The following is a 612-nucleotide window of genomic DNA, read 5'->3' as shown; positions in this document are numbered from 1 at the left end:
GAAGAAGGCTGTGGCGAGGAAGCGCGGGTCGAAAAAGCAGGCGGCCTGAAAATCAGCCTTTCATGAACGCCGCGAAACTGTCCTTGTGGTCCGGGTGCCAGCGCGACAGGGCTGGGCGGTTCTCGATGATATCGCCGATCGCCCAGGCCATGCGCTTTTCATCCAGCGGGCGGGCCGCCTCATTGTCCGGGCACAGGATGTAGAAATCGCCTCTGGTCAGGGATTCCAGCATGAAATCCACAACCTGTTCGCCGGTCCAGGCGGCGGCCGGTTTTTCCGTCGCGCCCTCGGTCAGGCCGGTAAAGGTGAAGCCGGGGATCAGAAGATGGGCAGCGACATGGGCGCCGGGTTCGTTGCGCAACGCATGCGACAGGCCCTCGGTGAAGGTTTTCACCCCAGCCTTGGAGACATTGTAGGCAAGATTGCCGGGCGGCGTGGTGATGCCTTGCTTGGAGCCGGTGTTGACGATCAAACCCGGGCTGGCCGAGGCCAGCATGCGCGGCGCGAAGGCCTCGACGCCATGCACGACGCCCCAGAAATTGATGTCCAGCAGCCGCTTCCAGGCATCGCCGTTTTCCCATGGCTTTCCGGGATTGTCGCCGATACCGGCAT

Annotated in this window: 1 protein-coding gene; it reads right to left on the bottom strand. The window is 62.7% G+C overall.

Features of this window, described 5'->3' with window-relative positions; genetic code table 11:
- Nucleotides 1-52 precede the first annotated feature (52 nt).
- A partial coding sequence (locus tag EN964_RS36540) for an SDR family NAD(P)-dependent oxidoreductase (protein ID WP_127277597.1) occupies nt 53-612 on the bottom strand: 560 nt, incomplete at its 5' end.

The sequence above is a fragment of the Mesorhizobium sp. M7A.F.Ca.CA.001.10.2.1 genome (genome assembly GCF_003998575.1).
GTDB lineage: Bacteria > Pseudomonadota > Alphaproteobacteria > Rhizobiales > Rhizobiaceae > Mesorhizobium.
Note: the sequence above shows the minus strand (reverse complement) of the source record. Positions and strands in the feature narration are given on the sequence as shown.